Origin of the sequence: uncultured Campylobacter sp., assembly GCF_937890585.1 — a bacterium.
Lineage (GTDB): Bacteria > Campylobacterota > Campylobacteria > Campylobacterales > Campylobacteraceae > Campylobacter_A.
Genome location: NZ_CALACG010000207.1, coordinates 1 through 9,538, shown reverse-complemented (window position 1 = coordinate 9,538; position 9,538 = coordinate 1). Strand labels below are relative to the sequence as shown.

Here is a 9,538-nt window from a genome sequence, read left to right as displayed (position 1 = left end):
GGTTGTGGGTTGAGTAGATGTAGTCTCTATCGTCACTTAGGTCAAAAAACTCTATCTTATCCTCGCTAAATCCACTCATCGCATCGACCACTATCAAAATTTCAGGTGCAAATTCTCTAATAGCTGAGAATTCATTCTCAGGCACATCTTGCCCAAAAAAGACCTTCCACTCTTTTAGCTCCTGCTCTACGATGCGGCCGACTTCATTGCCAACATCATCATCGCCACGCATAGGATTACCGATGCAAAGGATGGCCTTTTTCATCAAAAGTCCTTCCTAAGCACGACATATCCCTCTTTTAAATTTGCCAAAATTTCTTTAAGCTTACACTCGCAAAGCTGTGGCAAAAGTCGCACGATATGCTCAGCAAAAATTTCAACTTCAAAATACTTGCTTAAATTTCCGATCTTAAATTTCACATATTCGCCTGAGTTTTTGATCATCTCGTCAAATTCTTCGTCGCTTAGCTCTAAAACCTTCTCACTAAAGTCTATCGTGCCAACGCCGTGTCCCACGCAAGTAGAGAAAATTTTTACCTCCTTTAGCTCGCGTGGAAGTTTGTCGTTGTCGTCCATATGCCTTTTTGTAAGCTTAAACACTTGTATCATCTTTTGCTCCAAACCTCGCTATCAACGTCTATCGCAAAGCTCTTGTCGGCTTTTGCATATTTTAGATAGACATCGTTGTGTAAAAGTCCCATGCACTCGGCATATCTTGGGTCTTCCTCTTTTTTAATAGCTGCAAGCACAGCCTCTCTTGACGCACTTGGGTTGTGAATATCACTTGAGCCCTTGATAGCGTTCATATATTTTTCAAATAGCGTTCTACCAAAGATATAGCTCATCAGCCTTTTACTCTCAGCCTGCAAGTCACGCTCAAACAAGATATCTCCCATTACCGACTTCTCAACTGGCGGAGGTGTAGTGCTGTCGTTTTCATAGCTTTTTTTCTGAAGCTTTTGATCGATGATGCCAAGAGCCATGCCAAGACCATAGATAACGCTTGCCGGGTGTGGAGGGCAGCCTGGGATATAAACATCCACTGGTATGATCTTATCTATACCGCCCCAAACGCTGTAAGCGTCGTGGAAAATTCCACCCGTACTTCCACAAGCACCAAAAGCAACTACGATCTTAGGATCTGGAGCTGCTTCGTACGCACGAAGTAGTGGGTAGTACATCTGTCTTGTGACTGGACCTGAGCAGATCAAGATATCAGCGTGTCTTGGGTTTGCTACTAGTTTAAAGCCAAAGCGCTCAGGGTCCCACATCGGCGTAATAGCAGCGAAAATTTCGATCTCGCAACCATTGCAGCTTCCGCAGTCGATCCTATAAACACTAAAGCTTCTTTTTATATTTTTTAAATGCTCTAGCTTTGCAGTTAGGTCATTTGCTGTTTTTATGTCCTCTGGGACTTGATATAGACTCATTTTATAGCCTCCTCAACGCCTTTTGTTAGCCTCTCAGCAGATTGATTTTTCTTGCACTCTGGGCAGATAAAAAGATACTCTTTTGCCTCTTCAAGTCTGCCTGGGAGTAAATTTGCTGTGCCAAGCTTTTCAAGGGTGAAATTTATAAGCCTTTTTGGCGTAAATGGCTTGCCGCAGCATTTGCATGTTTGCATCTCAAGCTCGCCCCTTTGGATAAGAGCGCTCTTGTCAAATTTAACCGCAAGCTCGAAGCTATCGCTTAGGCGAACAGCTCCTGTTGGGCAAACCTCATCGCAGCGACCGCAGAATATGCAGCGACCGCAGTCAAATTCCCAAACAAGTCTTGACTGATCACCATTCATCTTTAGCTCAATAGCGTTGCTAGGACAAGCAACACCGCAGGCTGCGCAACCTACACAAAGATCGTATGTGTAGTTTGGCTGACCACGGAAATTTTCAGGCACAATGTATGGCTCAAATGGATAGGCGTATGTCGCCTTTCCATATTTTTCTGTTATGTCAAATAACTTCATCATCTTAAATCCTTTTTGCTAACCCCGCCATTTTGACAGAATTGTTTAAGGTCTTTTTCTGTTAAAATTTTGCTCTTTTTAGTTCTTACATCTACTAATGTAACACGCTCGGTGCATGAGTAGCAAGGGTCAAGTGAGCAAACGATAAGTGCTGCGTCACTTATGTTATTGCCTCTGAATTGATATCTTAGGCTTGGCCAGTTGTTATAAGTAGCCGCTCTACATCTCCAGCGATATACTTTTTGAGCGCTGCCTTGCATGATCCAGTGGACGTTCTCACCACGTGGTGCTTCGTCGTGACCGAGTGCGAAATTCTCAGGCTTGATCATAGTCACAGGGTCGATCATGATCGGAGTTTGTGGCATTAGCTCAAAGCACTGGCGGATGATGTGGATAGAGCTTTTTAGCTCTTTATATCTAACCATCTCACGAGCAAATACGTCGCAACCATGCTCAACTGCTACTTCAAATTCTATCTGTTTGAAGAAGTCGTATGGGTGGTCGTAGCGGTTGTCACGTTTAAAGCCAGAGCCTCTCATATTTGGACCAACTGGGCTAAAGTCGCGTGCTACTTGACGGTCAAGCACACCTACGCCTTTCCAGCGACCAAGCTGGCGTTTATCTTCCATAACTGCATCCCAAATTTCTGAAATTTGGATGTCAAGTTTATTTATGATCTCAAGACCTTTTTTGATCTCGTGGTTTGTCATATCACGTCTTAAGCCGCCCATAACGACGTTGCCGTATGTTTTACGGCCGCCAGTTACAAGCTGAGCTAGCTCCATAGAGTACTCACGCACCCTAAAGATGTGCATAAATGCGTTGTAGTTACCAGTAACCTCACAAGCTAGACCGATATTTAAAAGGTGGCTGTGAAGACGCTCAATCTCAAGACAGATGACGCGTATAGCTTGAGCTCTTAGTGGAATTTCAAGCTTGATAGCTTTTTCTGCTGCTTCTATACAAGCGATGGCGTGAGCGTAACCACAAATTCCACAAACACGCTCTGCAAGATAGCCCATTTGATCATAGTTCATTCTGTTTTCAGCGAGTTTTTCCATACCGCGGTGTTGATAGAACAAGCGGTAGTCAGCGTCGATGATCTCGTCGCCGTCACAGAAAAGTCTAAAGTGACCTGGCTCGTCTGATGTAACGTGTAGTGGTCCAAGCGGTACGTCTACTACTGCATCACCAGTTGGAAATAAAAACTCCGCATCAGGCTCATCTCTGTGATCAACTGGATCAGGGCGGTAGCGATAATCCATCGCATCTTTTCTAAGTGGGTGAAGTCCGTCTGGCCAGTCATCACTTAAAACTAGACGCCTTTTATCAGGCAAGCCCTCAGCTACAAGGCCGTACATATCAAATGCTTCTCTTTCGTACCAAACACAAGCTGGTACTAGCGGAGTGACAGATGGGAATGTCGGATCACTTCCTGGAATAAGCGTTTTAACAGTGATAAAGCACTTATCCTCAGCCGCAAAGTCGTCCACCTCAGTCATCTTGCTACCTTCCATTGAGATAGCGTAGTAAAGCGCGTAGCTACCATTTATCTGGCGCTCGTCATTTGGTATCATTGTGCTTAAAAAGCCACCGATATCATAGTAAAGCGTTTTAACTGCTAAAGGGAGGTCGTTTCTATCAACTAAAACAGTGATCTGATCGTCTGCTTGACGAGTTACCTCTAAAATTTTTACTTTAGTTTTTAGTATTTCTACAAATTTATCGCCTCTCATTTTAAAGCTCCCATCATTATATTAACACCGTTATCTACTAGCGTATAAAAGCTATCTACATGCCATACGCCAAAGATTATGATAAGGGCACAAAGTGCTATAAGAGGTAAATTCTCTAACAAACTCATCTCTTTGTTGTGAACGATCACACCTTTTGGCTCGCCAAAGCTTGCCATATTAAAGTGTGCAAAGTCAGCTATGAAAATAACTGCAAGTGCAATAGCAAATAGTGCAACTGCGATGTATTGACCGCTTGTGATAGCTCCAACAAAGACATTATATTCGCTAACAAATATAGCAAACGCTGGAACACCAACAAGTGAGCAAACAGCCGCGCCAAACATTATAGTGGTGATCGGTGCGATCTTAACCATACCGCCCATCTTACTCATATCTTTGTGGCCGTAAATTCTTGCGATATTGCCTGTTGAGCAAAATGCCAAAGCTTTTGTAAAGCTGTGAGCCAAGCAGTGGAATATCGCTGCAAATAAGCCGTATTTACCACCAACACCAAGTGCAAATGCGATAACACCCATGTGAACGATTGAGTGATATGCAAACATTCTTTTTACGTTGTGTTGTCTGATTAGGAAAAATCCCGCTACAAATAGAGTGATAGTTCCTGAAACGATCATTATGCCCTCAACAAAGCCAAAGCCAACAGCTTGAGCTGTGATAGCGTAGTATCTTAAAAGTGCTAGCATCGCACATTTTAAAAGTACGCCTGAAAGCAAGGCTGAGATAGGTGCTGGACCTTCAGCGTGAACGTCTGGTAGCCAAGTGTGTGTTGGAGCAAGACCAGCTTTTGTACCAAAACCAATTAGAGCAAATACAAAGATAAGTTTTGCTGCATCTGGGTTTAAATTTTTAGCATTTTCCATTATTCCAGAAAATAGCATAGAAGCCTCACCATCTCCTAGAGTGCTGTATGTAGCTGAGTATAGAAGAACAGTCGCATAAAGCGCAAATGCTAGGCCGATTGAGCAAAGAACGATGTATTTGTAACCACTCTCTGTTGATTTTTGATCTTTGTGAATAGCAACCAAAAATACAGAAGCTAGTGTAGTAGCCTCGATAGCTGCCCACATAAACGCAACGTTGTTGCAAATAACACTTAAAGTCATTGTAAAGATAAATACATGGCTTAGTGCGTAGTATTTTTTAAGATCACTTAAGTGGATGTGTCCATCTTCAAGTTCCCATCTCATATAGTGGATAGAGTAGAAATTTACTATAAATCCAGTTACGGCGATAAGCACTAAGAAAACACAGCCTAAGCTATCTAAGAATAAAAATTTATCAAAACTATAAAAAGTTCCGCCACTTAAAACTTTAAGAACATTGTTAAGTAAAGCCACTGATGTCGCAGCAGAAAACAAAACGTGAAGCCCGCTTAATACCGCATAATTTTTAGGACTTAAAAACAAGATCAAAGCACCAAGGAGCGGTAAGATAAGTATTAAAGCTAAACTATCCATCTCTAACCCCTTAAATTTGAAGCTTTAGAAGTATCTAAGCTATCATAAGCTTTATAAAATCTAATCGCTAGAACGCTCATTATGATAACAGCAAATATCGCATCTGTTAAAATTCCAAGCTCAACTAGCTCATGTGAGTTATAAGCCATTAGAGCGAGGCTTAGATGGATGCCGTTTTCAAACAAGCAGTAAGCTAGAATTTGTTTTACAAATGAATTTCTTAGCATAAAGCCAAAAATTCCCATCATAAATACTGTTCCAGCTGCGATTAGCATGATCTCTTCTTTGATAAGAGAGAATTTTAAAAATATAGGGTGGATACTCATTGAAAGAGCTAGAGAAAATCCCATAGCAATAACAGGGCTTACGAAAAATCCACCAACTGGCTCATCTTCGCTAACTACATCTAGCTTTTTAACAAGCCAGAATAAGATAGCTGGTACAAAAATAACTTTGGTAAAGAACGCAACGATCGCCCAAGTTGTGAGCTGTTCGGCATTAAATTTCTCAGATAGCAAGAAAAATATGCTAACTAAAAGCAATGTCTCAACCGCATAAGCGATGATAGATAGCTTTAAATTTCTAAGACCAAAAACCGCAAGCGAAGTTACGATCATGCAAATTGCTAGTGCGTCTAAAGTTTGCATCTCACACTCCTACTACATAAAGTGTTAGTGCAACAAACGAGATAGCAAGTGCACCAAGCGCATTTTTGCGTAAAGATGAAGTCATTCTAAAGCGTGGGCCAAAGTTGTCTATAAAGACAGCCGCTACGTAAAATACTCCGGTTTTTATCACAAAAATGATGATAGCTAAGAAAGGATTGCTAAAGTTCCATGGCTCAAATATAGTTAGGAAAAGTCCGATCATAGCAAACTGTTTTAATATAAGTGATGCTTGAACCAAACCAAGGTCGCTACCTGCGTACTCGCCAAGTAAGCCCTCTTGAAGCTCTTGCTCTGCTTCAGCTACGTCAAATGGCTTTCTACCAGTCTCAACGTACATGCACCATAAAAATGCGATAGAAGCTACGGCAAAGCTTGGGATTTGATATCCGATAACGCCAGTTTTAACCATCTCTTGGATCTCAACTAAATTTGATGTTTTAGCTGCGAGCATTACGACGATTAGACACATGATCATAACTGGCTCGACATATACACCTAGCATTTGCTCCCTGCCGCCGCCTGTTGCTGCAAATGGGTTGCCGCTATCCATTGAAGCTGCACCAAATACAAATCTAAGCAATGCGCCAAGATAAAGGATCACAAATATATCTGAATATGCTCCAAATACAGTATCTTTGCTATATGTTATAGGTATAGCAGCTAGCACTGCAGCTGAAGTTGCAAAAAGGAAAAATGGAGCCCATCTAAATACCCAGTGTGAGCACTCAGGGACGGTTCTTCCTCTTCTAAAGAGTTTTATAATGTCGCGATATGTTTGAAAGAAATCGCTACCTTGTTTTGATTGAAGTTTAGCCCTTAGTTTTCTTGCCATACCATCAAACAAAGGAGCTACCAAAACGATAACGACTACTTGAAATATCATTAAAAGTATAGTTTGCATTTTCGTCTCCTAAACTAAAAAGTAGCCTACAGCAAGTATGGCACATAGATAAACTAGGATATAAAGCGTATAGACGTTTGTATATCCGCTTTGAACGATGCCAAGTTTATCAGCAAATTTCATACACCATTTGATGACTGGCTCATAAAACATTCCCCACCAGATATCTTTTGGGTGGTTGTGATATTCAACCGCGTCAAAATAATTTCTAGTAACGATCTTTTTATCAGCTCTAAATAGCCATTGCATGATCTTTCTAAGGTCACCAGTAAATGGACCACCTGTCATTTGCATACGTGAGCTATATTTAAAGCCGCATGCCCAAGGATCAGTCTCGCGTGGTTTATCTCTGTTTGCTTTCATAACAGCAAGGATGATAAATGGCAAAATCATAGTTGAGCAAAGAACCAAAGCAATAAGTGGAGTTGAGATCATACTGCCTATTGGTGAAGTTACGTTTATAGCACCAAGGCTAGCTTTATAGTCGCTTATAGCGATAGAATTTACAGCTTGCATGATGTAATCAACTATGTAGTTTGCGCCAAGACCAAAGCCAACGCAGCCTATCATTAGGATGATCATACCAAGAACCATGCCTATTGGGCTCTCTTTAGCATTTTCCCAAATTTTTTGATCTCTTGGAGTACCTGCAAAGATAACAGCGTAAAGTTTAAGGTGCATACCGACCAAAACGCCTGTTAGCGCAAGAGCTACAACACCAAGTGTAAATGCGTATCTAACTAATGTTCCTTCTCCCATCGCACCTTGAAGCATACCTTGATATGTAAACCACTCTGAAACAAAGCCGTTTACTGGAGGTAAAGCTGCGATACCCATGATACCTATAAACATACCAAGGCTTGTCCATGGCATCTTTTTAGCAAGGCCACCAAGGATGTCCATGTTTTGTGTGTGAGTAGCGTGGATAACTGAACCAGCGCAAAGGAAAAGTAGACCTTTAAATATAGCGTGGTTTACTACGTGGTAGCAACCTGCTAGAAAACCTACTGCTGCAAGAGTTAAATTTCCAGCTGCAACGCCATAAATTCCTGTACCAAGACCTAGCAAGATGATGCCTATGTTCTCAACTGAGTGATAAGCAAGCAAGGCTTTGAAGTCGTGTTGGCAAAGAGCGTATAAAACACCAAATAGTGAGCTAGCTGCACCAAGAGTAAGTATCGTAAGACCAAAATATGTGCTAAGTGGTAGGTAAAGTGTAAATTTAACTAGTGTAAATAGAGCAACTTTGATCATAACGCCTGACATAAGGGCTGAAACGTTTGATGGTGCTGCTGGGTGAGCTTGTGGAAGCCAAACGTGGAATGGCCACATACCAGCTTTACTACCAAAGCCGACCAAGAATAGTATAAATACAGCAACAGAAGCGCCAAATGGCATCTTAACACCCATAAACGCACTAAAGTCTGTGCTTCCTGCGTAGAAGGCAGTGATAAGCAAGCCACAGGTGATACAAAATGCACCGATTTGTGCGATGCCAAGATATACCATGACCGCTTTTAGAGTGTTTTTACCATCATTTACTATGATAAGGAATGATGATACAAGAGTCATAAGCTCCCATAAAACGATAAAGCAAAATACATTATCAGCGCTGATTACTAGAAGCATTGAAAGGATAAATGTGTTAAACAAACATGCAAACACACCAACATTTGCTTTTTTTATGTACTCTTCTGCATAGCTCATACCATAAACACTACTTGCAAATCCGATGAAAACAACGACAAAGCTGAAGAAATTTCCAAGTGGATTTAGTGCAAATTTTGGCGAATACAAAAAGCCATCCATAAGAGCAAAGCTATCACTTACTCCCATATTTGCAACGAAGTGACACATCGCATAAAAGCAGCTTAAAGCACTTAGTCCAAAACCAACCTTTACAGCGGCCTTTGGAGCGCAGTAGAGCAAGATGCTAACGACGGCACTTACAAGAAATAGCATATAAACCGTAGTCATCTTATGCTCCTTGTCCGTTTAAAATTTTAGTAGCAAATTTATTCGCTGCCTCGTAGTCTATCTTCTTGCCAAGCTTATGTTTGCCCTCTTCTGGATCTACCATTATAAGAGCGCTTGTTGGACAGACGTCAACACAGGCTGGTCCGTTTTCACGGCCAAAGCACATATCGCATTTAACAGCGATGTTTTTTGCGCCTGATTGTGACTCTACCTCAAGGTAGTATTTTGGCTCAACAGCGTAATTTACTGAAGGCATAAGCTCTGCACTTGAGCTTATCGCACCATAAGGGCAAGCGATCGTGCACATCTTACAACCTATACAAATTTCCTCGTGAAGTTCGATGCAATTGTCGTTAAATCGCAACGCTCCAGTTGGGCACACATTTGCGCAAGGGCCGTCGTCACATTGTCTACACTGAGTCGGCATAACGCCGCTAGCTTCTCTTAAGACGCTTAGCCTTGCACGTGATAACTTGCCGCGCTCATAAGCGCTTCTAAAACATGCAGCCATGCAGGTCGCACATCCTATGCAGCGTTTTGAGTCGGCAATCACAAATTTATGTTTTTTCATAAATTCCTCCTAAAAAACAAGGCAAGACCGCCCTGCTCACTAATAGTTTGATTGTTAATCACCTGAATAGAGATAGTTAAATTTTTATTTAACATCTCAAACGCTCCTTCCTAATTTTTGCAACCATTTTATAACTTCTAGCAAATAAATTCCGTCATCTATCTGACAAATTTTGTATTTTTAAAATTAAATTTTTATTTTATATTAGTTTAAGATATGCTTATAAATATCAATATTATCGTGG

The 9,538-nt window shown here is 41.3% G+C and carries 9 protein-coding genes and 1 pseudogene; all 10 read right to left on the bottom strand.

What is annotated here, in order from left to right; genetic code table 11:
- Window positions 1-265: pseudogene (locus Q0296_RS06115) on the bottom strand (hydrogenase 3 maturation endopeptidase HyCI); the annotation flags it as partial.
- Window positions 265-609 carry a formate hydrogenlyase maturation HycH family protein gene (locus Q0296_RS06110; protein WP_298038088.1) on the bottom strand — a complete coding sequence of 115 codons (345 nt, stop codon included), beginning with the start codon at window positions 607-609 and terminating at the stop codon, window positions 265-267. The gene Q0296_RS06110 and the pseudogene Q0296_RS06115, both read right to left, overlap by 1 nt.
- Window positions 606-1,430 carry an NADH-quinone oxidoreductase subunit B family protein gene (locus tag Q0296_RS06105; RefSeq protein WP_149713519.1) on the bottom strand — a complete coding sequence of 275 codons (825 nt, stop codon included), beginning with the start codon at window positions 1,428-1,430 and terminating at the stop codon, window positions 606-608. Before Q0296_RS06105 ends, Q0296_RS06110 begins: the two co-directional genes overlap by 4 nt.
- Window positions 1,427-1,966 (bottom strand): formate hydrogenlyase complex iron-sulfur subunit, encoded by a 540-nt coding sequence (locus tag Q0296_RS06100; protein WP_298038081.1) that lies wholly within the window; start codon window positions 1,964-1,966, stop codon window positions 1,427-1,429. The genes Q0296_RS06105 and Q0296_RS06100 overlap by 4 nt, the downstream gene beginning before the upstream one ends.
- Window positions 1,963-3,699 carry an NADH-quinone oxidoreductase subunit C gene (locus Q0296_RS06095; RefSeq protein WP_298038078.1) on the bottom strand — a complete coding sequence of 579 codons (1,737 nt, stop codon included), beginning with the start codon at window positions 3,697-3,699 and terminating at the stop codon, window positions 1,963-1,965. The genes Q0296_RS06100 and Q0296_RS06095 overlap by 4 nt, the downstream gene beginning before the upstream one ends.
- Window positions 3,696-5,177 carry a hydrogenase 4 subunit F gene (locus tag Q0296_RS06090; protein ID WP_298038075.1) on the bottom strand — a complete coding sequence of 494 codons (1,482 nt, stop codon included), beginning with the start codon at window positions 5,175-5,177 and terminating at the stop codon, window positions 3,696-3,698. Before Q0296_RS06090 ends, Q0296_RS06095 begins: the two co-directional genes overlap by 4 nt.
- A 2-nt stretch (window positions 5,178-5,179) precedes the next feature.
- Complete coding sequence (gene hyfE / locus Q0296_RS06085; protein ID WP_298038073.1) at window positions 5,180-5,824, bottom strand: hydrogenase 4 membrane subunit; 645 nt, start codon at window positions 5,822-5,824, stop codon at window positions 5,180-5,182.
- A gap of 1 nt (window position 5,825) precedes the next feature.
- The gene (locus Q0296_RS06080) at window positions 5,826-6,746 is read right to left on the bottom strand and encodes an NADH-quinone oxidoreductase subunit H (protein WP_298038070.1); all 921 of its coding nucleotides are present in this window, start codon (window positions 6,744-6,746) and stop codon (window positions 5,826-5,828) included.
- A 9-nt stretch (window positions 6,747-6,755) separates the two neighbouring features.
- The gene (locus tag Q0296_RS06075; RefSeq protein WP_298038067.1) at window positions 6,756-8,723 is read right to left on the bottom strand and encodes a proton-conducting transporter membrane subunit; all 1,968 of its coding nucleotides are present in this window, start codon (window positions 8,721-8,723) and stop codon (window positions 6,756-6,758) included.
- Between the two features lies 1 nt (window position 8,724).
- Window positions 8,725-9,294: a 4Fe-4S dicluster domain-containing protein gene (locus tag Q0296_RS06070; RefSeq protein WP_298038065.1), complete on the bottom strand. Its 570-nt coding sequence runs from the start codon at window positions 9,292-9,294 to the stop codon at window positions 8,725-8,727.
- Window positions 9,295-9,538 lie beyond the last annotated feature (244 nt).